At 66.4% G+C, this 23,679-nt stretch carries 26 protein-coding genes; 16 read left to right on the forward strand and 10 right to left on the reverse strand.

Annotated features, from left to right (window positions below):
- Window positions 1-33: 33 nt before the first annotated feature.
- Entirely contained in the window at window positions 34-960 is a 927-nt protein-coding gene (locus ACSFB7_RS26285; RefSeq protein WP_435475284.1) for a LysR family transcriptional regulator, read from the forward strand.
- A 259-nt stretch (window positions 961-1,219) separates the two neighbouring features.
- On the opposite strand, the gene ACSFB7_RS26290 is transcribed toward ACSFB7_RS26285, so the two are convergent.
- From ACSFB7_RS26290 to ACSFB7_RS26310, 5 genes are all read right to left on the reverse strand, one after another.
- The gene (locus ACSFB7_RS26290) at window positions 1,220-2,731 is read right to left on the reverse strand and encodes a tripartite tricarboxylate transporter permease (RefSeq protein WP_187108151.1); all 1,512 of its coding nucleotides are present in this window, start codon (window positions 2,729-2,731) and stop codon (window positions 1,220-1,222) included.
- Window positions 2,732-2,750: 19 nt separating this feature from the next.
- Window positions 2,751-3,239: a tripartite tricarboxylate transporter TctB family protein gene (locus ACSFB7_RS26295; protein WP_435475285.1), complete on the reverse strand. Its 489-nt coding sequence runs from the start codon at window positions 3,237-3,239 to the stop codon at window positions 2,751-2,753.
- A gap of 151 nt (window positions 3,240-3,390) precedes the next feature.
- Entirely contained in the window at window positions 3,391-5,187 is a 1,797-nt protein-coding gene (tfpB, locus tag ACSFB7_RS26300; RefSeq protein WP_435475286.1) for a type IV pilus assembly ATPase TfpB, read from the reverse strand.
- Between the two features lie 11 nt (window positions 5,188-5,198).
- Window positions 5,199-5,969, reverse strand: coding sequence for a class I SAM-dependent methyltransferase (locus ACSFB7_RS26305; protein WP_435475287.1), 771 nt, complete (start codon window positions 5,967-5,969; stop codon window positions 5,199-5,201).
- On the reverse strand, window positions 5,969-6,496 hold the full coding sequence (locus ACSFB7_RS26310; protein ID WP_435475288.1) for a DNA-deoxyinosine glycosylase: 528 nt from the start codon (window positions 6,494-6,496) through the stop codon (window positions 5,969-5,971). Before ACSFB7_RS26310 ends, ACSFB7_RS26305 begins: the two co-directional genes overlap by 1 nt.
- Before the next feature lie 83 nt (window positions 6,497-6,579).
- Here ACSFB7_RS26310 and ACSFB7_RS26315 point away from each other — a divergent pair, with 83 nt between their 5' ends.
- Window positions 6,580-7,458 carry a hypothetical protein gene (locus ACSFB7_RS26315; protein ID WP_435475289.1) on the forward strand — a complete coding sequence of 293 codons (879 nt, stop codon included), beginning with the start codon at window positions 6,580-6,582 and terminating at the stop codon, window positions 7,456-7,458.
- 86 nt (window positions 7,459-7,544) lie between these two features.
- Here the strand turns inward: ACSFB7_RS26315 and ACSFB7_RS26320 are convergent, their stop codons facing one another.
- Together ACSFB7_RS26320 and ACSFB7_RS26325 are read right to left on the reverse strand one after the other, a co-directional pair.
- A complete protein-coding gene (locus tag ACSFB7_RS26320; RefSeq protein WP_435475290.1) occupies window positions 7,545-7,961 on the reverse strand; it encodes a hypothetical protein in 417 nt (138 codons plus the stop codon).
- Between the two features lie 134 nt (window positions 7,962-8,095).
- The gene (locus tag ACSFB7_RS26325; protein ID WP_435475291.1) at window positions 8,096-8,956 is read right to left on the reverse strand and encodes a TatD family hydrolase; all 861 of its coding nucleotides are present in this window, start codon (window positions 8,954-8,956) and stop codon (window positions 8,096-8,098) included.
- Window positions 8,957-9,043: 87 nt separating this feature from the next.
- Here ACSFB7_RS26325 and ACSFB7_RS26330 point away from each other — a divergent pair, with 87 nt between their 5' ends.
- The 4 genes from ACSFB7_RS26330 to ACSFB7_RS26345 are packed head-to-tail and all read left to right on the forward strand — an operon-like array spanning window position 9,044 to window position 13,082.
- Window positions 9,044-10,039 (forward strand): S1C family serine protease, encoded by a 996-nt coding sequence (locus ACSFB7_RS26330; RefSeq protein ID WP_435475292.1) that lies wholly within the window; start codon window positions 9,044-9,046, stop codon window positions 10,037-10,039.
- A 25-nt stretch (window positions 10,040-10,064) separates the two neighbouring features.
- The gene (locus ACSFB7_RS26335; protein WP_435475293.1) at window positions 10,065-11,078 is read left to right on the forward strand and encodes an AAA family ATPase; all 1,014 of its coding nucleotides are present in this window, start codon (window positions 10,065-10,067) and stop codon (window positions 11,076-11,078) included.
- Window positions 11,059-12,048 (forward strand): DUF58 domain-containing protein, encoded by a 990-nt coding sequence (locus tag ACSFB7_RS26340; protein ID WP_435475460.1) that lies wholly within the window; start codon window positions 11,059-11,061, stop codon window positions 12,046-12,048. The genes ACSFB7_RS26335 and ACSFB7_RS26340 overlap by 20 nt, the downstream gene beginning before the upstream one ends.
- A complete protein-coding gene (locus ACSFB7_RS26345; protein WP_435475294.1) occupies window positions 12,045-13,082 on the forward strand; it encodes a VWA domain-containing protein in 1,038 nt (345 codons plus the stop codon). Before ACSFB7_RS26340 ends, ACSFB7_RS26345 begins: the two co-directional genes overlap by 4 nt.
- A 7-nt stretch (window positions 13,083-13,089) precedes the next feature.
- On the opposite strand, the gene ACSFB7_RS26350 is transcribed toward ACSFB7_RS26345, so the two are convergent.
- On the reverse strand, window positions 13,090-13,674 hold the full coding sequence (locus ACSFB7_RS26350; protein ID WP_435475295.1) for a TetR/AcrR family transcriptional regulator: 585 nt from the start codon (window positions 13,672-13,674) through the stop codon (window positions 13,090-13,092).
- 129 nt (window positions 13,675-13,803) lie between these two features.
- Between ACSFB7_RS26350 and ACSFB7_RS26355 the strand changes: the two genes are divergently transcribed.
- Window positions 13,804-14,628, forward strand: a complete 825-nt coding sequence (locus ACSFB7_RS26355; protein ID WP_435475296.1) for an SDR family NAD(P)-dependent oxidoreductase — start codon at window positions 13,804-13,806, stop codon at window positions 14,626-14,628.
- Here the strand turns inward: ACSFB7_RS26355 and ACSFB7_RS26360 are convergent.
- On the reverse strand, window positions 14,589-15,260 hold the full coding sequence (locus ACSFB7_RS26360) for a TetR/AcrR family transcriptional regulator (RefSeq protein ID WP_435475297.1): 672 nt from the start codon (window positions 15,258-15,260) through the stop codon (window positions 14,589-14,591). The two genes, ACSFB7_RS26355 and ACSFB7_RS26360, sit on opposite strands and share 40 nt — an antisense overlap.
- A 68-nt stretch (window positions 15,261-15,328) precedes the next feature.
- Window positions 15,329-15,931 carry a phenylacetic acid degradation protein PaaY gene (locus tag ACSFB7_RS26365; RefSeq protein ID WP_435475298.1) on the reverse strand — a complete coding sequence of 201 codons (603 nt, stop codon included), beginning with the start codon at window positions 15,929-15,931 and terminating at the stop codon, window positions 15,329-15,331.
- A 151-nt stretch (window positions 15,932-16,082) separates the two neighbouring features.
- Between ACSFB7_RS26365 and ACSFB7_RS26370 the strand changes: the two genes are divergently transcribed.
- The 9 genes from ACSFB7_RS26370 to ACSFB7_RS26410 are packed head-to-tail and all read left to right on the forward strand — an operon-like array spanning window position 16,083 to window position 23,651.
- A complete protein-coding gene (locus tag ACSFB7_RS26370; protein ID WP_435475299.1) occupies window positions 16,083-16,886 on the forward strand; it encodes an enoyl-CoA hydratase-related protein in 804 nt (267 codons plus the stop codon).
- A 3-nt stretch (window positions 16,887-16,889) separates the two neighbouring features.
- A complete protein-coding gene (gene paaI / locus ACSFB7_RS26375; RefSeq protein ID WP_435475300.1) occupies window positions 16,890-17,342 on the forward strand; it encodes a hydroxyphenylacetyl-CoA thioesterase PaaI in 453 nt (150 codons plus the stop codon).
- A gap of 23 nt (window positions 17,343-17,365) precedes the next feature.
- Window positions 17,366-18,676, forward strand: coding sequence for a phenylacetate--CoA ligase PaaK (gene paaK, locus ACSFB7_RS26380; protein WP_435475301.1), 1,311 nt, complete (start codon window positions 17,366-17,368; stop codon window positions 18,674-18,676).
- A gap of 35 nt (window positions 18,677-18,711) precedes the next feature.
- On the forward strand, window positions 18,712-19,725 hold the full coding sequence (gene paaA, locus ACSFB7_RS26385) for a 1,2-phenylacetyl-CoA epoxidase subunit PaaA (RefSeq protein ID WP_435475302.1): 1,014 nt from the start codon (window positions 18,712-18,714) through the stop codon (window positions 19,723-19,725).
- On the forward strand, window positions 19,722-20,024 hold the full coding sequence (gene paaB / locus ACSFB7_RS26390) for a 1,2-phenylacetyl-CoA epoxidase subunit PaaB (protein ID WP_435475303.1): 303 nt from the start codon (window positions 19,722-19,724) through the stop codon (window positions 20,022-20,024). Before paaA ends, paaB begins: the two co-directional genes overlap by 4 nt.
- Before the next feature lie 14 nt (window positions 20,025-20,038).
- Window positions 20,039-20,818 (forward strand): 1,2-phenylacetyl-CoA epoxidase subunit PaaC, encoded by a 780-nt coding sequence (paaC, locus tag ACSFB7_RS26395; RefSeq protein ID WP_435475304.1) that lies wholly within the window; start codon window positions 20,039-20,041, stop codon window positions 20,816-20,818.
- Window positions 20,818-21,354 (forward strand): 1,2-phenylacetyl-CoA epoxidase subunit PaaD, encoded by a 537-nt coding sequence (paaD, locus tag ACSFB7_RS26400; RefSeq protein ID WP_435475305.1) that lies wholly within the window; start codon window positions 20,818-20,820, stop codon window positions 21,352-21,354. The genes paaC and paaD overlap by 1 nt, the downstream gene beginning before the upstream one ends.
- Before the next feature lie 15 nt (window positions 21,355-21,369).
- Window positions 21,370-22,455: a 1,2-phenylacetyl-CoA epoxidase subunit PaaE gene (gene paaE, locus ACSFB7_RS26405; protein WP_435475306.1), complete on the forward strand. Its 1,086-nt coding sequence runs from the start codon at window positions 21,370-21,372 to the stop codon at window positions 22,453-22,455.
- A gap of 50 nt (window positions 22,456-22,505) precedes the next feature.
- Window positions 22,506-23,651, forward strand: a complete 1,146-nt coding sequence (locus tag ACSFB7_RS26410; RefSeq protein WP_435475307.1) for an ABC transporter substrate-binding protein — start codon at window positions 22,506-22,508, stop codon at window positions 23,649-23,651.
- Window positions 23,652-23,679 lie beyond the last annotated feature (28 nt).

Genomic DNA, 23,679 nt, shown 5'->3' on the forward strand with positions numbered 1-23,679 from the left:
ATAATTCCACTTATTCAACTATGAGCGCGGCTTATGACAAAGAACGCCACGGAAGAGGTCTCGCTGCAGCAGCTTCGGGCGCTGGCGGCGGTCGCCGAATCGGGCAGCTTCACGCTGGCGGCGGAAGCCCTGCAGCTCACCCAGCCGGCCATCAGCCACCTGATCAAGCGCATGGAGGAAGAGCTGGGGCAGCCGCTGGTGGTGCGCGGTCGCCGCATCCAATTGACGAGCGCCGGGCAGGTGATGGTCGAAACGGCCGTGCGCGCGCTGCGCCTGATCGATGAATCCGTGGGCGCCTGCCGCTCGCAGTCGCAACTGCGCGAAGGCCGCGTGGTGCTGGCCGTCGGCCACCTGACGGCGGGCGCGCTGCTGCCGCCGGTGCTGGGCCGCTTTTCGCAAAAGCACCCGACGCTGGCAGCCACGCTGCTCGACAGCACGGCGGAGCAGATGATTTCGCGCATCCTCTCGCAAGAGGCCGACCTGGGCTTCGGCTCGGACATCGGACAGAAGCATTCGGAGCTGGCGACCGAGCCGCTGTTCACCGAGCGCATGGCGCTCTTCGTGCGGGACGACCACCCCTTGGCACAGCGCGTGGTGGTCGATGCCAGGCACCTGGAGGCGCTGCCGTTCATTCACGTGAACCCCGATGCCAACGTATGGCGCGCCGTGAGCCGCCAGTTGTCGAGCGTGGCCAACGTGTACCCGCGCGTGGTGCATCACGTGTCGATGCTGTCCACGGCGTTCGGCCTGATCCAGGCGGGAGCGGGTGTGGCGTTGCTGCCCCGGTATGTGGAAGTGCTGATGCCCAACAACCTGCGCGCGGTGGCCGTGACGCGCCCAACGCTGGAATACCCGGTCGTCGCCATCCGGCTGGCCAAGCATCCGCTCAGCCCGGCGGCCATGGCCTTTCTGGCGATGGCAAGGCAGCACATGAAACCGCCTCGGGGCAGCAAGCCTTAGGTCTTTTGGTTTGCCGCGTTGTTGCTCTGGTGCTGCCGTTGTTCGGGGCGGCGATCACCAGCAGCGTGCCCATGTGCGAATGGCACCAGGTGCTCCCCGCAGCGAAATAAAGGAGGAGCGAAGCGGGGGACATTCGCGGAGGGGAGCTCCTGGTGTCATTCGCACTCGCCCCGAATGAACCTGTTCAACTTCCGCGCACAAAAAAAACGGCACCCGAAGGTGCCGTCTTTTTGCAGGAAGGGGACAAAGCCGCCCCCGCTTATTCCTCGACGAAGGCTTCCTCGCGCTTCGACTTCACAGCCGGCAGCAGCACGATGATCAGCAGCAGCGCAGCGGCGGCCAACAGGCTGGCAGAGATCGGACGCGTCACGAACACGCTCCAGTCGCCACGCGACAGCAGCAGCGAGCGGCGCAGGTTCTCTTCCATCATCGGCCCCAGGATGAAGCCCAGCAGCAACGGCGCAGGCTCGCAACCCAGCTTGAAGAAGGTGTAGCCCACCAGACCGAAGATGCCGACCATCCACACGTCGAAGGTGTTGTTGTTGGTCGAGTACACGCCGATCGCACAGAACAGCACGATCGCCGGGAACAGGTACTTGTACGGCACCGACAGCAGCTTGATCCACATGCCGATCAGCGGCAGGTTCAGGATGATCAGCATCGCATTGCCGATCCACATCGAGGCGATCAGGCCCCAGAACAGTTCCGGGTTGCTGGTCATCACCTGCGGGCCCGGCTGGATGTTGTGGATCGTCATGGCACCCACCATCAGCGCCATCACCGCGTTGGGCGGAATGCCCAGCGTCAGCAGCGGGATGAAGGAGGTTTGCGCGCCCGCATTGTTGGCCGACTCGGGAGCTGCCACGCCGCGGATGTTGCCCTTGCCGAAGGGCACTTCGCCCGGCTTCAGCTTGGTCTTCTTCTCGATCGTGTAGGCCGCGAAAGCCGCCAGCAATGCGCCGCCGCCCGGCAGGATGCCCAGGGCCGAACCCAGCGCCGTGCCACGCAGCACGGCGGGGATCATGCGCTTGAAGTCTTCCTTGGTCGGGAACAGGCCCGAGACCTTGGCGGTGAACACTTCGCGTTCGTCGTCCGGACGCGAGAGGTTGGCAATGATTTCGCCGTAGCCGAACACGCCCATGGCGATGGCCACGAAGCCGATGCCGTCGGTAAGTTCGGGAATGTCGAAGCTGTAGCGAGCCACACCCGAGTTCACGTCGGTACCGACCAGACCCAGCAGCAGGCCCAGCACGATCATCGCGATGGCCTTGAGCAGCGAGCCCGAAGCCAGCACCACGGCGCCGATCAGGCCCAGGATCATCAGCGAGAAGTATTCGGCCGGGCCGAACTTGAAGGCCAGCTCGGTCAGCGGCGGTGCGAAGGCGGCCAGGATCAGCGTGCCGACGCAACCTGCGAAGAACGAGCCCAGGCCTGCAGCGGCGAGTGCCGGACCTGCACGGCCCTTGCGCGCCATCTGGTAGCCGTCGATCACGGTCACCACCGACGACGATTCGCCCGGCAGGTTGACCAGAATTGCGGTGGTGGAGCCGCCGTATTGCGCGCCGTAATAAATACCGGCCAGCATGATCAGCGCCGACACGGGCGGCAGTGCGTACGTGGCGGGCAGCAGCATCGCGATGGTCGCGACCGGGCCGATGCCCGGGAGCACGCCGATCAGCGTGCCAAGAATGCAACCGACCAGGCAGTACAGCAGGTTGGTGAAGGTAAAGGCAACGCCAAAACCCATCGAGAGGTGTTCAACCAATTCCATGATGTGAGCAGCTTTCTTCTCAACCGGTGATGAAGGTCGGCCAGACCTGGATCTGGAGCTTCAGCGCCCAGATGAATGCGACATAGCTGCCAACGGCCAGCACGGTCGCAAGGACCAGTACTTTCTTGAGATCGAACTCGCTGCCCGCAAGGCTGCCGATGATCACCAGCGCGTAGATGGCAATGATCATGCCCATGGCCGGCACGCCGATGCTCGGCAGGCCGCCGAGCAGCACGCCGAAGGCAAGGTTGGCGCCAAGAATGAACACCACCTGCTTCCAGGCCCACTTGCCGATTTTTTCGCCGTCGGTGGTTTCAACGGTGAGCCCGCTGAACATGATCCCGAGGCCAATGAGGGCCATCAGGATGCCGAGCATCAACGGAAAGTAACCCGGCCCCATGCGGGCACCGCTGCCCACGCTGTAGGTGGTGGCACCCCATGCGAATCCGACGCCCACGATGGTGAACATCAGACCCGAGAAAAAGTCTTTCTGACTTTTGATCTTCACGAACAGTCTCCTCGAACAATTTCGATGCGGGATTGTCCGGTCAGGCGGTGGTCAGGCTGATGTGGATTCCACTAACGAAAGACCTAGGGATAACCCGAAAGGCCACATCTCCAACACCTCCAGCCTCTCCACTTTCGCGGAGGGTGAGAGCTTATTCGAGCGGCGGCGTCGCGCTCAGCACTTCTTCGATGGTCGTCACGCCTTCGGCCACGCGCAATGCGCCAGCCAGACGCAGCGGCCGCATGCCGTCGATCACCGCCTGGCGCCGCAGCCCGGTCAGGTTGGGCTCCTTGGTGACCTGGTCCTTGAAGGGCTCGGTCACGCTCAGCAGTTCATACAGGCCCATGCGGCCCATGTAGCCGGTCATGCGGCAGTCGACGCAACCGACCGGCTTGTAGGCGCGCACCGAGCCGGTGATCTGCCACGGCTTGACGATGGCTTCGAGGCTTTCGCGCGTGACCGTGTCGTCGGGCTGCTTGCAATGCGGGCACAGCGTGCGCACCAGCCGCTGCGCGAGCACGCCCAGCATCACGGCCGTGATGAGGTACGACGGCACGCCCAGTTCCATCATCCGCGTGATGGCGCTCGGTGCGTCGTTGGTGTGCAGCGTGCTGAACACGAGGTGACCGGTCAACGCCGCCTGCACCGCCATTTCGGCGGTGGCGAGGTCGCGGATTTCGCCGACCATGATGATGTCCGGGTCCTGCCGCATCAGCGCGCGCAGGCCTTCGATGAAGCCGAAGTCCAGCTGCGGCTGCACCTGCGTCTGGTTGAACGAGGGCTCGATCATTTCGATCGGGTCTTCCACCGTGCTCACGTTGACCTCTTCGGTCGCCACGCGCTTGAGCGTGGAGTACAGCGTGGTGGTCTTGCCCGAGCCGGTCGGCCCGGTCACCAGGATGATGCCGTTGGGCCGCGTGACGAGCTGCTCCCAGCGGTGCGCGTCGTGCTGCGCGAAGCCCAGCGCGTCGAGGTCTTTCACTGCCGTGTCGGGGTCGAAGATCCGCATCACCATCTTCTCGCCGAAGGCGGTCGGCAAGGTCGACAGGCGCATTTCGACTTCGTCGCCGCGCATGTTGCGGGTCTTGATGCGGCCGTCGAGCGGACGGCGTTTTTCAACCACGTCCATGCGGCCCAGCAGCTTGATGCGCGCGACCATCGCGTTCATCACGCCCATCGGCATCTGATACGCCGGATGCAGGATGCCGTCGATGCGAAAGCGGATCACGCCCTGCTCGCGGCGCGGCTCCAGGTGGATGTCGCTGGCGCGCTGGTCGAAGGCGTATTGCCACAGCCAGTCGACCACCTGCACCACGCTCTGGTCGTTGGCGTCGAGCTGCTTGTTGCTCTTGCCCAGCTCCACCAGTTGCTCGAAGCTCGCGCCGCCGGTGTTGCCGCCGGCCTTCTGCGCGGCGCGCACCGACTTCGCGAGCGCGAAGAACTCGGCCGTGTAGCGCTGGATGTCGGCCGGGTTGGCCACCACGCGCCGCACCGTGCGCTTGGACTGGCGCTCGACCTCGGAAATCCAGTCGGTGAGGAAGGGCTCGGCCGTGGCCACCACCACTTCGTTGGGCAGCACCTGCACCGGCAGCACCTTGTGGCGCTCGGCATAGGCCGCGCTCATGGTGTCGGCCACCTTGCCCACGTCGACCTTGAGTGGGTCGATGCGCAGGTAGCTCAGGCCGGCGCGGCCCGCCAGCCATTGCGTGAGCATTTCCAGGTCGAGCGGCTTGTTGTCGCTCTCGCGGGTCATCGCCACGTTGGCCAGGCGCACCAGCGGTGCCTGCCGGCTTTCGGCCTGCGCGCAGCGCGCGATGGTGCGCTTGGCCTCGACCGGAGAAATGACGCCATCGGTGGCCAGCCATTCGATCAGGCGGCGCAGGTCGAGCGGGCCTTCATGGCGGGCGGCCAGGGGAACGGGGGCGGAAGCAGCAGGAACAGCGCTCATGGGCCGGAAGGTCAGGTGATGGAAAGAGTCAGCGGCTTGAACACCCGCAACCACTTGGGCGCGGGCAAGTCCCAGCGAGTCTGGATCGTTTGCGCGCGCTCGGCAAGCACCTCGCGCTTCGGGCGGCTGGGTGTGCGCTGGGCCAGCACCACCGTGTTGCCTTCGCGCGTCGGCTTGAAGGCCCAGACGGCATCGGCACCAAAAGCGGCCGCGATTTTTTCGAGGCTGCGTTCGTAGCTCGACGAACGACCGAAGAGGTTGACCGTCATGCAGCCGTCTTCCGTGAGCAGCGCGCGGCAGTCGGCATAGAAGTCTTCACTGTCGAGCACCGGCGCGGCGGCCTCGTGGTCGTACAGGTCGACCTGCAGCGCATCGACCGTGCCGTGCCATTCGGGCTTGCGGACTTCGAGCGCCGCATCGGCGATGACCACGCGCAGCTTCAGGTCGTCGGCCGGCAGCTTGAACCAGCCGCGGCAGGCCGACACCACCTGCGGATTGAGTTCAACCGCGGTGGTGCGCATGCGCAGCGTCTTGCGGCTGAACTTGGTGAGCGTGGCCGCACCGAGGCCGAGCTGCATCGCATGTCGGCTGGCCACGGTCTTGCCGTCGACGAACAGCAGCCAGGCCATCATACGCTGCACGTATTCGAGTTCGATCTCGAACGGCGCATCGAGCTTCATCGAGCCCTGGACCCATTCGGTGCCCAGGTGCAGGTAGCGGATGTCGCCCCAGTCGGAAAAATTGACTTCGGGAAGAAGAACGGGTGTTTTGCTCGATGCCATCAGAGAAGGTGGTGGGCGACGAAGACCTCGCGCCAGGCCGCGAGCTTGCGCTCGAAACTCCATGACGCATTGGCGGGACTGGTGGAAGGCAGCGGATAGACCGGCACGCCCAGGGTGCGCGTGTGGCGCGCGTGCTTGAAGCTCTCGCCGCCGTTGTGCGCAATGGCCGCGAGCCGGGGCAGATGAAGGCCGGCGATGTCGTTCGCCACCGGCGCGCGGATGGCCGAATCGAGGCTGCCCTCGCGCTCGCAGGCGCCGTACACGTCCCACACGCCCAGCCCGCGATCGAGCAGCCAGCCGCAGCGCTTGCCGTAGCTGTCTACGCCCGAGGGGAGAGGGTTGTCGGGCCAGACGGCTTGCAAGATCTTCCAGAACTGGTTTTGGGGGTGTGCATAGTACTGCTGCTGCGCGAGCGACTTGACCCCGGGGAAGCTGCCGAGGATCAGCACGACGGTGGCGGGCGAGACGATGGGCGCGAGCCCCGTGAGCACAGTGCTCGCGGCGGCGGGTGCGGCGGATGGATTCATGGGCGGTATCTTGGCACTGTCGGCGCGCACCTTCCGCCCTTCACCTTCTTCGAGCCAAGGAATGCCGGGGATAGACTTCTCCGATGAACTCGCGCGACGATGATTCGAACAAGACAATCTGCTTCGCCCTTTCAGGAGAGCAGGACACTCTCCACGCGAACACGCTTGAGAAGCAGCAGGCCGAAAACCATGCAGCCGGACGCCAGCTTTTCTACCGGAACGTCAGCTGGGAAATCCTGGCGGACAAGATCACGCTCAACTTCCGGGCCGTGCGCGAGCATGCCAATCGGGTCGGCTGGTTCGAATGGATGTACATCAGCCGGATCGACGCGCGCCGAACGATTCAACTCTTCTGCGGCCAGCATCCTGTTGGCAATACGAAGGGCGAACGGAGCCTGGAATCGGGCTGCACGCTCGTCATGTCGCAAGGCCCGCTGGGAAGCGTGATCGTGCTGTTCTATCCGTTCGAATCCGAGGTGGTTCGGCGAAAGAAATCCCGCATCATCTGGGGACACTTCGATGGTCCGGAAGAAATTGCAGACCATGTGCTGGCCCGCATGCTCAAGGACTTCCTGATCTACGAACGAGTAAGCAGCGCCTTGTTCGTCGAATCGGCGAACGACAGAAAGCGGGTGGAGAAACTGGAAGACCGGAGCCGGGCCATCGAGGGCGATGAGACCGGCGGTGGACTTTCGCGCACGGTCGTCGGCTTGCTGGCAACCGGGTCTGTTGCGGTTGCCGTACTCTTGGTCTGGTGGATGATCGATGGCTTGCAGGGCGGCTCGAAGAGCGCTTTCCTTGAGCCCATCGTCGGGCTGCTCACGCTGGTCGTTGGCTGGGCAGCCGCGAGGGCGCAGAAATACAAGGATGCCATCGCAAAGGCACAGGCGCGCGAAGAGGCCGAGCGTGCGATGAAGGAAGGCAACGCTGCTATCGAGAAACAGCGCCTCTCCCGCCAGTAGCAGCTCTTCGCCTGAAAGAGCGAGCGCTCACAAAAAAACCCGCCGCGGCGGGTTCTTTCGTTCAGGCCTAAGCCCGGGGTGCCAACTTACTTCTTGGCGGCTTCGTTCTCGGCCGTGCCGGGGATCTTCTCGCCGATGGCCTTGCCGGTGCTGCGCATGCCGTCGGCCGTCTTGTGGCCGGCGTTTTCAACGGCTTCGCCGGTCTTGGCTGCAGCGTGCTTGGTGGCCTTGGTGGCCTTCTTGGTGGTGCGCTTGGTCGCGTCCCATGCCTTCTTGGTGCCGCGTTCGGTGGCGGCAACGGCCTTCTTGGTGGTGCGCTTGGTCGCGTCGACTGCGTCCTTGCCGGCTTCCTTCACCTTTTCGGTGGTGCTGGGTTCGGCCGCTGCGGGCGCCGCAGCCGGTGCCGGCGCGGGCGCGGAGGTCTGCGCCACGGCCGACACGCCGATGGAGGCGAGCGCCAGGGCGAGGACAACAGGCACGGTGCGAATGAAAGACGTGGTCATGAAAAGGCTCCTGGATGTTGGATGAAGTTTTGGAGTGACGTGCTTGCCACTGGACTAGCAACGAACTTGCGAACCTCAAGGATGACAGCAAATCTGCAGCATCTGCACACACGGGCGCAGAACGGGGCGTTGACCTACGCGGCCTGCGGCGGGCGCTCCGACAAAGCCATCAGACTTTCGAGCTTCGGCAGCGTTTCGACCGCATTGCGCGTGGTGGCCCGGGCCAGTTCCTCGATGCCGATGCCCCGCAGGCCGGCCACCACTTCGGCGATGCGCGGCAGCTCGCCGGGCTCGTTGCGGCCTTGCGGCTGGCCGGCGGCGCGCTGCTCTTGCGTGCGGTAGAGCCAATGCGGCTGGATGTCGGGCGCATCGGTCTCCATCACGATCGATTCGAGCGGCAGCGTGGCGGCCAGCCGCCGCAATTGCAGCGCGCGCTCGAAGGTCACCGCGCCGCCGAAGCCCAGCCGCAGCCCGAGCGCGATGCAGGCCTGCGCCTGCTGCTCGCTGCCGTTGAAGGCATGCGCGATGCCGTGCCACGGTCGGCCGCCCGCCGTTTGCCGCAGATGCTTGAGCACCTTGTCGACCGAACGCCGCACGTGGATGAGGATGGGTAACCCGTGCTTGCGTGCCAGTTGCAACTGAGTGTGAAAGAAGCGCTCCTGCTTGTCGCCGTCCAGGCCCTCGACGAAATAGTCGAGCCCGATCTCGCCGACGGCCACCAGCCGGGGGTCGTCGCGCCGCGCGCTCAGCTCGGCATCGAGCGCGTCCAGGTCGGCGTCTTTCGCATCGCCGGTGCACAGCGGGTGGATGCCCAGCGCGTAGGCATCGCCCTGCACGTGGGCCAGCTCGCGCACGGTGGCGAAGTTGAAGACGGCCACGGCCGGAATCACGCACATCGCCACGCCCCGCTCGGCGGCGCGGGCGCGGATCGCCGGCATCTCGGCACCGAATTCGGGCGCATCCAGGTGGCAGTGGGTATCGACAAATGCAGCCATCGCGCGATGATGCCCGAAGGGATGCGCAGGCGCGGAAAGCGTGCTACTGTGAACTCCTTCACGCGATTTTTTGCCGGAGGTTCTCCGATGCGCAGGCCCGCTTTCTACAGCCGTTCGCCCCGCACGCTGCCGCCGGCCGCAGAACAAGCGGCCGATCAGGCGGATGCCCCGGCGTCGCCTGACGCGGCAGGCCATGGCGCGCGAACCGCATCTTCATCAAGGACGGGCTGGCAACCGGGCCGCCGCAGCTTCGCACTGCTGATCGTGCTGAGCGCCGCGCTGGTCACCGGCGCCGCCCTCTGGGCTCCGCGCCCGGGCAGCAAGGCCCTCACCCAAAAGGACATCGACGCGGCCGTGCTGCGCACGCTGCAGACCAACACCCTGCCCTCGCCCGCCGCCAAGGCGGCCGACATCATCCGGCCCTCGGTGGTGCGGGTGGTGAGCTATGGCGAAGAGAAGCACACCCCCGAGGCCCGGCTGCAAAAGCGCGGCCGCAACCTCGCCAAGGGCAAGGCGCCGGACGCCGATTCGCCGCCCGGCGAAGTCGAGCGCGGCGTGGGCACGGGCGTGGTGATCGTCGACAAGGGCGTGATCCTCACCAACCTGCACGTGGTCGCGGGCGCCGACAAGATCAAGGTCACCTTCTTCGACGGGCTGGAAGCCATTGCCACCATCACCGGCGTGCAACCCGAGAACGATCTCGCCGTGCTGCAGGCCCAGAAGGTGCCCGACGACCTGATCCCGGCCACCATGCGTTCCACCGCCGACCTGCGCCCCGGCGACAACGTGGCGGCCGTGGGCTTTCCGTTCGGCATCGGGCCGTCGGTGTCGGCCGGCGTGGTGTCGGGCCTCAACCGTTCCTTCCGCTCGCCCGAGGGCAAGCAGGAGCTGGGCAACCTGATCCAGTTCGATGCCGCCGCCAACCCTGGCAATTCGGGCGGACCGCTGATCAACATGGACGGCGAAGTGCTCGGCATCGTCACCGCCATCCTCAACCCGACGCAGCAGCGCACCTTCATCGGCATCGCCTTCGCGATCCCCATCGAGAACGCCGCCTCCGCCGCCGGTTCGCCACCGTTCTGATCTGATTTCAACGAAAGCCCTTCGCATGAGCACAGAGACCGCCTCCCCCACGCCCGCCGGCACCGCCGAACTGATGGAGCAGATCCTCTATGAGGTCAAGCGCGTGGTCGTGGGCCAGGACCGTTTTCTCGAACGCGTGATGGTCGCGATGCTCGCGGGTGGGCACCTGCTGGTCGAAGGCGTGCCGGGTCTTGCCAAGACGCTCACCATCAAGACGCTGGCCGATACCGTGCGCGGCCAGTTCAAGCGCATCCAGTTCACGCCCGACCTGGTGCCGGCCGACCTGGTGGGCACGCGCATCTACAACCAGAAGACCGGCGAGTTCAGCACCTCGCTCGGCCCGGTGTTCGCCAACCTGCTGCTGGCCGACGAAATCAACCGCGCGCCGGCCAAGGTGCAGAGCGCGCTGCTCGAAGTGATGCAGGAGCGGCAGGTCACCATTGCCGGCGAAACGCACAAGGTGCCGCGCCCCTTCCTCGTGATGGCCACGCAGAACCCGATCGAGACCGAAGGCACCTATCCGCTGCCCGAGGCGCAGGTCGACCGCTTCATGATGAAGGTGATGGTCGACTACCCGAGCGACGAAGAAGAGTTCGTGATCGTGCAGCGCGTGATCGGCCCGCCCGTGGAAGTGAACGCGGTCGCCACCACCGACCAGCTCGCCGCGCTGCAGGCCGAGGCGCGGCGCGTGTATGTCGATCCTTCGCTGATCCAGTACGCCGTCAAGTTGGTCTCGGCCACGCGCACGCCCGAGAAGCACGGCCTGAAGGACCTGCGCCGCTTCATCACCTTCGGCGCCAGCCCGCGCGCCAGCATCAGCCTGACCGAAGGCGCGCGCGCCCTGGCACTGCTGCGCGGCCGCAGCTACGCGCTGCCCGAAGACATGATCGCGCTGGTGCCCGACGTGCTGCGCCATCGCGTGACGCTGTCGTACGAGGGTCTGTCCGAAGGCCTGACGCCCGACGGGCTGGTAGAAAAGATCATGCGTGCAGTCCCCGCTCCTGCAAAGCCTCTCGAACATGAAAAGCTGGTGGCGTAAGGCCCCTGCGGCCGCGAACGACGAACGGCTTGCCGCGCAAGCCGGCGGGGCGGAACGCGCGCTGCGCCGGCTCGAATGGACCGTCATCCGCCGCCTCGACGGCCTGCTGCAGGGCGACTACCGCACGCTGATGCGCGGCGTCGGCCTCGACCTGGCCGACCTGCGCGAATACCAGCACCACGACGATGTGCGCCACATCGACTGGAACGTCACCGCGCGGCTGCAGGTGCCGCATGTGCGCGTGTTCACCGAAGACCGCGAGATGGCCGCCTGGTTCGTGCTCGACCTGAGCCGCTCGGTCGACTTCGGCTCGGGCCTGAAGGCCAAGCGCGAAATCTCCGCCGGCTTCGTCGGCGTACTGGCGCGCCTGCTCACGCGGCACGGCAACCGCGTCGGCGCGCTGGTCTACGGCAAGGACCTCGAAGCGGTGATTCCGCCGCGCAGCGGCCGCCGCCATGTGCTGCACCTGCTGCATGCGATGGAGCGCCGCGCCGGCAAGGCCGAGGCCGCGCCCACGCAAAAAGGCATGACCCGCCTCGACGAACTGCTGAAGTCTGCCGCCGCGCTGATGCCGCGCCGCTCCACCGTGTTCGTGGTGTCCGATTTCCTGAGCGAGCCCGGCTGGGAGCGCCCGCTGGGCCAGTTGGTGCAGCGCCATGAAGTGATCGCAGTGCGCCTGTTCGATCCGCTCGAGTTGGAGCTGCCCGACCTCGGCCTGGTGCCGCTGCGCGATGCCGAGACCGGCGAACAGCTCTGGGTCGACACCCACGACGCCGGCTTTCGCAAGCGCTTCGCACGGCTGGCGGCCGAGCGCGAAGCCACGCTGCGCGCGTCGCTCGCCAAGGCCGGCGTGGACGCGCTCGAACTCTCGACCAGCGACGACCTGGTGGAAGCCATCGTTCGTTTTGCCGACATGCGCAAGCGCCGCACGCGCATCGGCCTGGCTGGCCTGAAGGCGGTGGCAGCATGAACTTTCTCTGGCCTCAATTCCTCTGGCTGCTGGCCGCGTTGCCGCTGCTGGTGTTGCTGTACCTCTGGCTGATCCGCCGCAAGAAGAAGCTGGCGGTGCGCTATGCCAGCCTGTCGATCGTGCGCGAAGCCATCGGCACCGGGCAGAGCGTGCGGCGCCACATCCCGCCCCTGCTGTTCCTGCTGGCCATGGCCGCGATGCTGGTGGCCGCCGCGCGGCCGATGGCGGTGGTGGTGCTGCCGTCGAACCAGCAGACCATCATCCTGGCGATGGACGTGTCGGGCAGCATGCGCGCGGCCGACGTGCTGCCCAACCGGCTGGTGGCGGCGCAGGAAGCGGCCAAGAGCTTCATCAAGGACCTGCCGCGCAGCGTGAAGGTGGGCATCGTCGCCTTCGCGGGCAGCGCGCAGGTGGCGCAGTTGCCCACCACCAACCACGACGACCTCGTGACCGCCATCGACAGCTTCCAGTTGCAGCGCGCCACGGCCACGGGCAACGCCATCGTGGTGTCGCTGGCCACGCTGTTCCCCGATGCCGGCATCGACGTCGAGCAATTCAGCGCACCGAGCCGCCAGCGCGGCATGCCGCTCGACCAGACGGAGAAAAAGCTCAAGGAGTTCACGCCCGTCGCGCCCGGCTCGTTCACCTCGGCCGCGATCATCATGCTGACCGACGGCCAGCGCACCACGGGCGTCGATCCGCTCGATGCGGCCAAGGCGGCGGCCGACCGCGGCGTGCGCATCTACACGGTGGGCGTGGGCACGGTCGATGGCGAAACCATCGGCTTCGAGGGCTGGTCGATGCGCGTGCGGCTGGACGAAGACACGCTCAAGGCCATCGCACAGAAGACGCAGGCCGACTACTTCTACGCCGGCACCGCGAACGACCTGAAGAAGGTCTACGAAACGCTGAGCACCCGGCTCACCGTGGAGAAAAAAGAAACCGAAATCTCGGCGCTGTTCGCGCTCTGCGCGGCGGTGCTCACGCTGCTGTCGGCGGGGCTCTCGCTGCTCTGGTTCAACCGCATCCTCTAGGCTTCTTTCAGGCGCCCGTGGCCGACTTCGACGCCAGGCGTTCGAGGCCGGTGCGCACCTCGTCCAGCACCTCGTCCGACAGGGCCTTGTCGTTCACGGCGCGGGCGATCACCACGCCGCCCAGCATGGCGGCGAGCATCAGGATGGCGTCGGCGCGTGCCGCCTTCTTCGTGCGCCACGGAAAGTGCTTCGTGAAGCGCTCGATGGTGGCCTTGAAGTGCGCCGTCACCGATGCGCTCAGGCCCTGCTCGCGCCCCGTCTGCTCCGCGAATGCCGCCATCAGGCAGCCCTGGCCGCGATCGTCGCGGTGGTCCGCGCTCAGGTAGGCGCGCATGTAGGCCAGCAGGCCATCGGGCGTTTCGGCCACGCTGTCGATCTGGGCCAGCGCGGCGGCCGAGGCATGGTCGATGCACTCGGCCATCAGCGCCTCTTTCGAGGCGAAGTGGTTGTAGAAGGGCCCGTGCGTGAGGCCCGTGGCTTTCATGATCTCGCTCACGCTCACGCCACCGAAGCCGCGTTCCTTGAACAGGCGCGAGGCCTCGTCCAGGATCTTCTGGTGCTTTTCGGCGGTTTCTGCTGGGGGGTATCGCATGTGACCTCTTCCTGTTCCGGGGTACTTCAAGACCTGGCTTGACGTTAAGCATGATACCCATCATGCTTCGCCACCTCAAACATGATGATCATCATGCTTTGAAGCCAACCACCTTTGAATGGATACGAAATGAGCGAACACGCAACCCTCGGCACCGCCGTCGTCACAGGCGCCTCCGCCGGCCTCGGCAAGATTTATGCGGACCGCCTGGCCCGGCGCGGACACGACCTGCTGCTGGTGGCCCGTCGCGGCGACCGGCTGGAAGAAGTGGCAAAGACCCTGCGCGCCGAATACGGCGTGAAGGTGCAGACGCTGGTGGCCGATCTGGGCGCAGCCGACGACCTCGAACGCGTGGCCGCCGTCGTTGCCACCGACCCCGCGATCACGCTGCTCGTCAACAACGCCGGCACCTCCACGCTGGCACCGGTCGCGCAGACCACCACCGGCCAGATGCAGCAGATGCTCGACGTGAACATCCACGCCCTCGCCCGCCTGAGCCACGCGGTGCTGCCCGCCTTCAAGGCACGCAACCGTGGCAGCCTGGTCAACGTCGGTTCGGTGCTGGGCTTTCACACGCTGCCGATCAGCAGCATCTACAGCGGCACCAAGGCCTTCGTGGTGGCCTTCACGCGCGGGCTGCAGGACGAAGTGACGGGCACCGGCGTGAAGGTGCAACTGGTGTTGCCGGCGGCCACGGCCACCGACATCTGGGAGCTGTCGGGCGTGCCGATGTCGGCACTGGCCGAAGGCACCATCATGGCCGCCGAAGATTGCGTGGACGCCGCACTGGCCGGGCTCGACCTGGGCGAAGCGATCACCCTGCCATCGGTGAACGACGCCGCCCTGCTCGCCACCTTCATCGACGCAAGCGGCAAGCTGTTCGCCGCCTCGCAGATCGGCAAGCCGGCGACGCGTTATTCGGCAGCGGCCCTGGCTGCTGCTGCGGCAGCCTGAAGGGCCTTGGCATTGGCCTCGATCGCCGCATAGTCCGGCGACTTGACCGCACCGATGCCCCCCAGGAACAGATCGGCCACGATCGGCGCAATCGCCGCGTGGTCGAGTGTTCCGCCGGGCTTCATCCAGGTGAACATCCAGTTGATCATGCCGAACAGCAGCATGGTCAGCGGCTTGGCGAGGTCGTCGCTCGGCGCGCCGGGCCGCAGTGCGGAGACGGCGCGCGCGAAGCCCGCGACCACCTCGCGCTCCTTGTCGAGCACGCGCTCGCGGTCGGCCTCTTCCAGAAAGCGCACGTCGTCGGTCAGCACGCGGTGCGCGTCCTGTGCGCCGGCGTATTCCTCGACGATGCGGTAGATGAAGCGGCGCAGGCGCTGCTCGTCGGTGTGGGTCGAGGCCTCTTCCTCGGCCACCAGCGCAGCCAGCTTCGACACGTGCGTCTCGGCAATGCTGATCAACAGGCTGCTCTTGTCCTTGTAGTAGTGATAGAGCGTGGCCTTCGAGAGATTGCAGGCCTCGGCCACCTGGTTCATCGACGTGGCGGGATAGCCCCGGCGCGCGAACAGTTGGGCCGCCTGCGCAAGGATCAGTTCGCGCTGGTCGTCGTAGGTGGCGGATCTTCCACGCGGCATCGGGTCTTGTTCCTGGGTTGTTCGGTCAAAGGCAACGGGCGATCTTGCACGAAGCGCGAGCGGCGTCGTCAGCCGCGCTTCGTCGCGATGAGAGAGCGCACATCGGTCGCCGGCAGGCGCGGCCGATCTTGCTCGACCACGGCGAGCGGCGCCACTTCATGCAGGCTCGCGAGGCTGCGCACCGTGAGCGCCTGGTAGGTCTGCGTGCCTTCGAGCTTCCAGGCGATCTCGTCCTCGCTCAGCTCGCGCTTCACCTTCGCCGGAATGCCCGCGACCAGCGAGCGCGCCGGCACCTTCATGCCGGCCGGCACGAAGGCGCAGGCCGCGACGATGGCCTTCTCGCCGATCTCGGCCTCGTCCATCACCACCGCATTCATGCCCACCAGCGCATCGCGCCGCACGATGCAACTGTGCAATATCGCGCCGTGCCCGATGTGGCCGTTGACCTCGATCACCGTGTCGTTGTCGGGAAAGCCGTGCACGCAGCAGTGGTCCTGCACGTTCGAGCCCTCCTGCAGCACGATGCGGCCGAAGTCGCCGCGCAGGCTGGCGCAGGGGCCCACATAACAGTTCGGGCCGACGATCACGTCGCCGATCAGCACGGCCGTGGGATGCACGTACGCGCTCGGGTCGACGACCGGGATCACACCGTCGATGGAATAGCTGGGCATGGGGTCCGTCTCCTTTTTTGCGGGTCGCAGGGTTTTCCCTGAATCAAACCCGCTTGTGCCTTGATTGGGGTCGATCCTAAAATCAACCGAACGGTCGGTCAATAGTGTTTGCGAGCCGATCCGCCCCCACACAGGATGAGAGACACAAGCCATGAGTGATCCTTTGGTACTCACCAGCAATGCCGGCGCGGTCCGCACGCTGAGCCTCAACCGCCCTGCGGCGCTCAACAGTTTCACGACCGAACTGCATGCCGAATTGATGGCGGCGCTGGAGTTGGCCGCACAGGACGACACCGTGCGCTGTGTGGTGCTCACCGGTACGGGCCGTGCCTTCTGCGCCGGGCAGGACCTGGCCGATCCGTCGGTCGCTCCCGACCCCACGCCCGGTGCCGCGCCCAAGGACCTGGGCCATGTCATCTCCACGTACTACGCCCCGCTGGTCGCCCGCCTGCGCTCGATGCCGGTGCCGGTGATCGCAGCCGTGAACGGCGTTGCCGCCGGAGCGGGCGCCAACCTCGCGCTGTGCTGCGACCTCGTGGTGGCGGCGCGCTCGGCCAGCTTCATCCAGGCCTTCACCAAGATCGGCCTCGTGCCCGACACCGGCGGCACCTGGCTGCTGCCCCGCCTCGTGGGCCCGGCGCGCGCGCTCGGCATCGCGATGCTCGGCGACAAGCTGCCCGCCGAAGAAGCCGCGCGCATCGGCCTGATCTGGCAGTGCGTGGACGACGCGGGGCTGGCTGAAACAGCCACGGCACTCGCCTCGAAGCTGGCCGGCATGCCGACTCGCGCCCTTGTCGCCACCCGCCAGGCCATGGCCGCCGCGCAGAACACGGACCTGGGCACCGCACTCGCCGAAGAAGCCCGCATTCAACGCGAGATGGGCAACGCCAACGACTACCGCGAAGGCGTCGAAGCCTTCCGCGCCAAGCGCGCGCCGCAATTCAAGGACCGCTGAGTCATGACCGCAACCAACCGCACACCCCAGCAAACAGCCGAATACGTCCGCGACGGCATGCTCGCGAACGACAACGCCACCAAGGGCCTGGGCATGCGCATCGTCGAGGTCGGCCCCGGCCAGGCCACCATCGAAATGCAGGTGCGCCCCGACATGCTCAACGGCCACGCCACCTGCCACGGCGGGTTCATGGCCACGCTGGCCGACTCCACCTTCGCCTTCGCCTGCAACTCGTACAACGAGCTGACCGTCGCCTCGGGCTTCTCCATCGACTTCATCGCACCCGCGCGCGAAGGCGACCTGCTCACCGCGCGCTGCTTCGAAGTGTCGAAGGCCGGCCGCACCGGTGTGTACGACACCGAAATCACCAACCAGCGCGGCGAGCGCATCGCCATGTTCCGCGGCCGCTCGTACACGGCCAAGGGCCGCCCCGCCGTCGCTGCAGCCACAGCCTGAAGAGACAAGACAAGAAGACCACCATGACCGCCCGACACCCAGCCCCCGGCGAACTCGAAGCCATCGAAACCGCCAGCCGCGACGAGATCACCGCGCTGCAGCTCACCCGCCTGCGCGCCACGCTGCAACGCGCCTACGACAACGTGCCGCACTACCGCCGTGCCTTCGATGCCAAGGGCGTGCACCCCAATGACCTGAAGTCGCTCGCCGACCTGTCGAAGTTTCCGTTCACGGTCAAGACCGACCTGCGCGACAACTACCCCTTCGGCATGTTCGCCGTGCCGCGCACGCAGGTCGCGCGCATCCATGCATCGTCAGGCACCACCGGCAAGCCGACGGTGGTGGGCTACACGAAGAACGACATCGACACCTGGGCCGACCTTGTCGCGCGCTCGATCCGCGCAGCGGGCGGCCGCGCCGGCGACATGATCCACGTGGCCTACGGCTACGGCCTCTTCACCGGCGGCCTCGGCGCGCACTACGGCGCCGAGCGCGCGGGCTGCACCGTCATCCCCATGTCCGGCGGCCAGACCGAGAAGCAGGTGCAACTCATCCAGGACTTCAAGCCCGACATCATCATGGTCACGCCCAGCTACATGCAGGTGATCATCGAGCAGTTCGAGCGCCAGGGCCTGAGCGCCAAAGACAGCTCGCTCAAGATCGGCATCTTCGGCGCCGAGCCCTGGACCGAGGCGATGCGCCGCGACATCGAAGCCAAGGCCGGCATCGACGCGGTCGACATCTACGGCCTGTCCGAAGTGATGGGCCCCGGCGTTGCCAGCGAATGCGTCGAGAGCAAGGACGGCCCCGTGATCTGGGAAGACCACTTCTACCCCGAGATCATCGACCCCGAGACCGGTGAGCTGAAGGCCGACGGCGAAGAAGGCGAACTCGTCTTCACCTCGCTCAGCAAAGAGGCCATGCCGATCATTCGCTACCGCACGCGCGACCTCACGCGCCTCTTGCCGCCCACCTCGCGCGCCTTCCGCCGCATGGGCAAGATCGTCGGGCGCAGCGACGACATGATGATCATCCGCGGCGTCAACGTGTTCCCCACGCAGGTCGAAGAGATCGTGCTCGCGCACAAGGCGCTGTCGGGCCTCTACCAGGTGCACGTGAGCCGCGCCGACAAGCTCGACCAGGTCGAGATCCATTGCGAACTCAATCCCGCCGACGTCGCCGCGGCCGACCGCGCCGCCATCGGCGATTGGGTCAAGCACCGCGTGAAGACGCTCATCGGCATTTCGACCCAAGTGGTAGTGCACGCGCCCAACGAGATGGAACGCACCCAGACCGGCAAGGCACGCCGCGTGATCGACACGCGCCCGCGCTGAAGCCACTTCCAAACATCCACCGAAAGGACACGCACATGTACACCCAGGCAATGGACACCATGGGCAAGGACGCAGGCGACGGCAAGCCGAAAAAAGCCGTGCGCTCCGCCGAGGAGATGCGCCTCGAAGAGCGCTTCGACGCCCACATCGACGCCGGCGACTTCATCGAGGCCAAAGACTGGATGCCCGAGCACTACCGCAAGACGCTGGTGCGCCAGATCAGCCAGCATGCGCATTCCGAAATCGTCGGCATGCTGCCCGAAGGCAACTGGATCAGCCGCGCGCCCACGCTCAAGCGCAAGGCCATCCTGCTGGCCAAGGTGCAGGACGAAGGCGGCCACGGCCTCTACCTGTATGCGGCCGCCGAAACGCTGGGCACCTCGCGCGACCAGATGTTCGACGCGCTGCACAGCGGCAAGGCCAAGTACAGCTCGATCTTCAACTACCCCACGCTCACCTGGGCCGACATGGGCACCATCGGCTGGCTGGTCGATGGCGCGGCCATCATGAACCAGGTGCCGATCTGCCGCTGCTCGTATGCGCCGTACGCCCGCGCCATGATCCGCATCTGCCGCGAGGAGAGCTTTCACCAGCGCCAGGGCTACGAAGCCCTGCTGACCATGATGACCCACGGCACCGACGCGCAGAAGGCGATGGTGCAGGACGCGGTCAACCGCTGGTGGTGGCCCTCGATCATGATGTTCGGCCCGCCGGACGACCAGTCGCCCAACAGCGCGCAGTCGATGCGCTGGGGCATCAAGCGCTTCAGCAACGACGAGCTGCGCCAGAAGTTCATCGACGCCGCCGTGGAGCAGGCCGCCATCCTCGGCGTGACCCTGCCCGACCCCGACCTGAAGTGGAACGAGGAGCGCCAGGCGCACGACTTCGGCGCCATCGACTGGAGCGAGTTCTGGCGCGTGATCGGCGGCGACGGCCCCTGCAACCGCGAACGCCTGCAGGCCCGCGTGGACGCATGGGAAGACGGCGAATGGGTCCGCGAAGCCGCGATGGCCCACGCCAACAAACAACCATTGAAGGAGGCCGCATGAGCGCCGATACGACAACCAAACAAGAGTGGCCCCTGTGGGAAGTGTTCGTGCGCAGCAAGGCGGGCCTGGACCACAAGCATTGCGGCAGCCTGCACGCGGCCGATTCGAAGATGGCGATCCAGATGGCGCGCGACGTGTACACCCGCCGCCAGGAAGGCAGCAGCATCTGGGTGGTGCGCTCCGAGCAGATCGTGGCGAGCGATCCGGGCGACAAGGACATGTTCTTCGACCCGGCGGAAGACAAGGTCTACCGCCATCCGACCTTCTACGCGCTGCCCAAGTCCGTGGACCACATGTGAGCGAGCGGCACGCCATGCAAGCATCGATAGAACTCAACCGCACGCCCGCCGTGCAGTACCTGCTGCGCATCGCCGACACCAGCCTGGTGCTGGCGCAGCGGCTTGGCGAATGGTGCGGCCACGCGCCCGTGCTGGAGGAAGACATCGCGATGGCCAATATCGCGCTCGACCTCGTCGGCCAGGCGCGCGCGCTGCTCACGCACGCCGGCAAGCTCGAAGGCGCCGGCCGCGAGCACGACGAAGACCAGTTGGCCTACCTGCGCGACGAGCGCGACTACTTCAACCTCACCATCGCCGAACTGCCGCGCGGCGACTTCGCCTTTGCCGTGGTGCGCAACACGATGGTCTCGACGCTGCTCAAGCTGCTGTGGCAGCGCCTGGCCGCATCGAGCGACGCCGAAGTGGCGGCCATCGCCGGCAAGGCCGTGAAGGAAGCACGCTACCACCAGCAGCACTCGGGCGACTGGGTGGTGCGTCTGGGCGACGGCACCGAGGAATCGCGCCGCCGCACCGAGAAGGCATTGAAGCAGTTGTGGCTCTACATGCCCGAGCTGTTCGAGAGCGACGCGGTCGATGCCCAGGCCAGTGCCGACGGCCTCGGCCCGGCGTGGAGCGAGCTGCGCGAGCCCTGGCTGGCCGAGATGCAGCAGGTGCTCGATGCGGCCGGCCTCGCGATGCCGAAGGAAGCCGCCTTCCGCAGCAACGGCAAGCACGGCGTGCACAGCGAACACATGGGCTACATCCTCGCCGAGATGCAGCACCTGCAGCGCAGCTACCCCGGGGGCGTGTGGTGATGACCACAGCCGATCTCGCGACCGCTTCGCGCATCGATGCCGCGTGGGCCGTGCTGCACACCGTGCCCGACCCCGAGGTGCCGGCCGTGTCGGTCTGCGACCTGGGCATCGTGCGCGACGTGATCGAGCATGACAACGGCCTGGAGATCGTGCTCACGCCGACCTACTCCGGCTGCCCCGCGACCGAAGCCATCGAGCACGACGTGCTGGCCGCCATCGAACAGGCCGGCCTCGGCCGCGCCCGCGCCACCCTGCGCCGCGCGCCGGCCTGGACCAGCGACTGGATCAGCGACGAAGGCCGCACGAAGCTCAAGGCCTACGGCATCGCGCCGCCCGCTCACCTCACCCCCGAAGCCGCGGCCAACACCGCCATGCCGATCAAGCTCTTCGGCCGCATGGCCGGCGAACGCATCGCCTGCCCGCGCTGCGCGAGCGAGCGCACCGAGCGCCTGTCGGCCTTCGGCTCCACGGCCTGCAAGGCCCTCTATCGCTGCATGAGTTGCCGCGAACCGTTCGAACATTTCAAGCCAATCTAAAAAGCGCCCCAAGCGATGAGCACCCTCTTCCACCCCTTGCGCGTGAAGGCCATCGAGCCCGACACGGCCGAGGCCGTCATCGTCTCGTTCGAAGTGCCGACCGACCTGCAGCAAGTCTTCGGCTTCACGCAGGGCCAGTACCTCACCCTGCGCCACGACATCGACGGCCAGGACCTGCGCCGTTCCTATTCGATCTGCGCCGGCCTGGACGACGGCGAGCTGCGCGTCGGCGTGCGCAAGGTGCGCGGCGGCGTGTTCTCCAACTGGATCAACGCCAGCCTGCAACCCGGCGACACCCTACAGGTGATGGCGCCGCAAGGCCGCTTCTTCGTGCCGATCGAACCGGCCTCGGCCCGGCACCACGTGGGCATTGCGGGCGGCAGCGGCATCACGCCGATCCTGTCGATCATGAAGACGGTGCTGGCGCGCGAGCCCGCGAGCCGCTTCACGCTGATCTACGGCAACCGGCAACTGCAGTCCACGATGTTCAAGGAAGAAATCGAGGACCTGAAGAACCGCTACATGACGCGCCTCGTGCTGCAGCATGTGTTCTCCGACGAGCACACCGATTCGCCGCTGGGCTTCGGTGTGATGAACCGCGAGAAGATCGGCGAGTTCCTGCAGAGCGTGGTGCCGGCCGCGGCCATCGACCATGTGTACGTGTGCGGCCCGTTCCAGATGAACGACGAGGCCGAGGCCGCGCTGCTGGCGGCGGGCGTGCCCGAGGACCGCATCCACATCGAGCGTTTCGGCGTCGCCCTGCCCTCGGCCACGCAGGTGGGCGCGGTGGTGCACGAGGCCCAGCCCGGCGACGCCAAGCAATCGCGCATCACCATCGTGCGCGACGGCCTGCAGCGCGACATCACCTATACCGAAGGGCAGCCCAGCATTCTCGATGCGGCGTCGGCGGCCGGGCTCGAAGTGCCGTTCTCCTGCACTTCCGGCGTGTGCGGCACCTGCCGCGCCAAGTGCGTGGACGGGGAAGTCCGAATGGAACGGAACTTCGCGCTCGACAAGAATGAGGTCGCCGCGGGTTTCGTACTGACCTGCCAGGCTCACCCCCTCACCGAACGCGTCACGCTCTCTTTCGACGAGCGGTGATCGAAGATACTTCAGGCCTCAACCATTTTTCAACCCGGAGACAAGACCAAATGAAATTCTTCAAGCCCTTGCTGATCGCCTCGCTGTGCGCCACGGCCGTTGCCGCCTGGGCCGACATCAATGTCGGCGTGACCATCTCGGCCACCGGCCCGGCGGCATCGCTGGGCATCCCCGAGAAGAACACCATCTCGCTGATGCCCAAGACGATCGGCGGGCAGAAGATCAACTACATCGTGCTCGACGACGCCTCCGACACCACCGCGGCCGTCAACAACACGCGCAAGCTCATCGCCGAGAACAAGGTCGACGTGATCCTGGGCTCGACCACCACGCCGGCCTCGCTCGCCATGATCGACGTGGTCAGCGAAGCGCAGACGCCGATGATCTCGGTGGCCGCCTCGGCCCGCATCGTGGAGCCGATGGACGCCAAGAAGAAGTGGGTCTTCAAGACGCCGCAGAACGACATCATGATGTCGCTGGCCATCGCCGAGCACATGGCCGCCAACGGCGTGAAGACCGTCGCCTTCATCGGCTTCTCCGATGCCTACGGCGAAGGCTGGTCGCAGGAATTCGCCAAGGCGGCCGAGCTGAAGAAGATCAAGATCGTGGCCAACGAGCGCTTTGCCCGCACCGACACCTCGGTGACCGGCCAAGCCCTGAAGATCATGGCCGCCAAGGCCGACGCCGTGCTGGTCGCCGGCTCCGGCACGCCAGCCGCGCTGCCGCAGAAGACGCTGAAGGAACGCGGCTACGCCGGCAAGATGTACCAGACCCACGGCGTGGCCAACGCCGACTTCCTGCGCGTGGGCGGCAAGGACGTGGAAGGCACCTTCCTGCCCGCCGGCCCGGTGCTGGTGGCCGATCAACTGCCGGCCAGCAACCCGCTGAAGAAGTCCGCGCTGGCCTATGTGGCCGCGTATGAAGCCGCCTACGGCAAGGGCACGGTCTCGACCTTCGGCGCGCACGCCTGGGACGCCGGCCTGGTCATGAGCTCGGCCGTGCCGGCCGCCCTGAAGAAGGCGCAGCCGGGCACGCCGGAGTTCCGTGCCGCGCTGCGCGACGCGCTGGAACAGACCAAGGACGTGTCGGGCGCGCACGGCGTGTTCAACATGACGGCCACGGACCACCTGGGCCTGGACCAACGCGCCCGCGTGATGGTGAAGATCGAAAACGGCGCCTGGAAATACCAGCCCTGATGTCTTTGCTCCCTCCCCTCCCGGGGGA

It is taken from the genome of Variovorax raffinosi (assembly GCF_051216615.1).
Lineage (GTDB): Bacteria > Pseudomonadota > Gammaproteobacteria > Burkholderiales > Burkholderiaceae_C > Variovorax.

Coding starts and splice junctions, on each gene's coding strand:
- ACSFB7_RS26345 (WP_435475294.1), top strand. CDS start 12,045: ATGAACTTTCTCTGGCCTCAATTCCTCTGGCTGCTGGCCGCGTTGCCG.
- paaD (WP_435475305.1), top strand. CDS start 20,818: ATGACCACAGCCGATCTCGCGACCGCTTCGCGCATCGATGCCGCGTGG.
- ACSFB7_RS26315 (WP_435475289.1), top strand. CDS start 6,580: ATGAACTCGCGCGACGATGATTCGAACAAGACAATCTGCTTCGCCCTT.
- ACSFB7_RS26285 (WP_435475284.1), top strand. CDS start 34: ATGACAAAGAACGCCACGGAAGAGGTCTCGCTGCAGCAGCTTCGGGCG.
- ACSFB7_RS26350 (WP_435475295.1), bottom strand. CDS start 13,674: ATGCGATACCCCCCAGCAGAAACCGCCGAAAAGCACCAGAAGATCCTG.
- ACSFB7_RS26370 (WP_435475299.1), top strand. CDS start 16,083: ATGAGTGATCCTTTGGTACTCACCAGCAATGCCGGCGCGGTCCGCACG.
- ACSFB7_RS26310 (WP_435475288.1), bottom strand. CDS start 6,496: ATGAATCCATCCGCCGCACCCGCCGCCGCGAGCACTGTGCTCACGGGG.
- ACSFB7_RS26340 (WP_435475460.1), top strand. CDS start 11,059: ATGAAAAGCTGGTGGCGTAAGGCCCCTGCGGCCGCGAACGACGAACGG.
- paaK (WP_435475301.1), top strand. CDS start 17,366: ATGACCGCCCGACACCCAGCCCCCGGCGAACTCGAAGCCATCGAAACC.
- ACSFB7_RS26410 (WP_435475307.1), top strand. CDS start 22,506: ATGAAATTCTTCAAGCCCTTGCTGATCGCCTCGCTGTGCGCCACGGCC.
- ACSFB7_RS26365 (WP_435475298.1), bottom strand. CDS start 15,931: ATGCCCAGCTATTCCATCGACGGTGTGATCCCGGTCGTCGACCCGAGC.
- ACSFB7_RS26325 (WP_435475291.1), bottom strand. CDS start 8,956: ATGGCTGCATTTGTCGATACCCACTGCCACCTGGATGCGCCCGAATTC.
- ACSFB7_RS26330 (WP_435475292.1), top strand. CDS start 9,044: ATGCGCAGGCCCGCTTTCTACAGCCGTTCGCCCCGCACGCTGCCGCCG.
- ACSFB7_RS26290 (WP_187108151.1), bottom strand. CDS start 2,731: ATGGAATTGGTTGAACACCTCTCGATGGGTTTTGGCGTTGCCTTTACC.
- paaA (WP_435475302.1), top strand. CDS start 18,712: ATGTACACCCAGGCAATGGACACCATGGGCAAGGACGCAGGCGACGGC.
- paaB (WP_435475303.1), top strand. CDS start 19,722: ATGAGCGCCGATACGACAACCAAACAAGAGTGGCCCCTGTGGGAAGTG.
- paaE (WP_435475306.1), top strand. CDS start 21,370: ATGAGCACCCTCTTCCACCCCTTGCGCGTGAAGGCCATCGAGCCCGAC.
- ACSFB7_RS26360 (WP_435475297.1), bottom strand. CDS start 15,260: ATGCCGCGTGGAAGATCCGCCACCTACGACGACCAGCGCGAACTGATC.
- ACSFB7_RS26355 (WP_435475296.1), top strand. CDS start 13,804: ATGAGCGAACACGCAACCCTCGGCACCGCCGTCGTCACAGGCGCCTCC.
- ACSFB7_RS26305 (WP_435475287.1), bottom strand. CDS start 5,969: ATGGCATCGAGCAAAACACCCGTTCTTCTTCCCGAAGTCAATTTTTCC.
- ACSFB7_RS26320 (WP_435475290.1), bottom strand. CDS start 7,961: ATGACCACGTCTTTCATTCGCACCGTGCCTGTTGTCCTCGCCCTGGCG.
- tfpB (WP_435475286.1), bottom strand. CDS start 5,187: ATGAGCGCTGTTCCTGCTGCTTCCGCCCCCGTTCCCCTGGCCGCCCGC.
- paaC (WP_435475304.1), top strand. CDS start 20,039: ATGCAAGCATCGATAGAACTCAACCGCACGCCCGCCGTGCAGTACCTG.
- paaI (WP_435475300.1), top strand. CDS start 16,890: ATGACCGCAACCAACCGCACACCCCAGCAAACAGCCGAATACGTCCGC.
- ACSFB7_RS26335 (WP_435475293.1), top strand. CDS start 10,065: ATGAGCACAGAGACCGCCTCCCCCACGCCCGCCGGCACCGCCGAACTG.